Source organism: Staphylococcus pasteuri (assembly GCF_030547725.1).
GTDB classification, from domain to species: Bacteria; Bacillota; Bacilli; order Staphylococcales; family Staphylococcaceae; genus Staphylococcus; species Staphylococcus pasteuri.
Genome location: NZ_JAUOQO010000337.1, coordinates 1 through 273, shown reverse-complemented (window position 1 = coordinate 273; position 273 = coordinate 1). Strand labels below are relative to the sequence as shown.

The following is a 273-nucleotide window of genomic DNA, read 5'->3' as shown; positions in this document are numbered from 1 at the left end:
CTTTAATATCGTGCAAGTTAAAGGCTAAAGAGTTAACTGAACCTTTTTTGTTTGAAGCAGTTGTACCACCACCACCCTGTGTCCAACCTAAATCAAGTTGAGCAAAACCAAGGTTTAAGTTATCAACACCAGCACCAGAACCATCAGCACTTAGCATGAAGTAATCACTCAAGCCACCTTGTTCACGACCGAAGAAACGTTTACCAGCCCAAACATAAGCGTCTGGTTGTGAAGCAAAGATACCTTTACCACCACCGTAGAACTGGGCTAAAC

General features: G+C 42.9%; 1 protein-coding gene. It reads right to left on the bottom strand.

Annotated elements, in window-relative coordinates; all coding sequences use genetic code 11:
- A partial coding sequence (locus tag Q4528_RS13895) for a carbohydrate porin (protein ID WP_303522175.1) occupies positions 1-273 on the bottom strand: 273 nt, incomplete at both ends.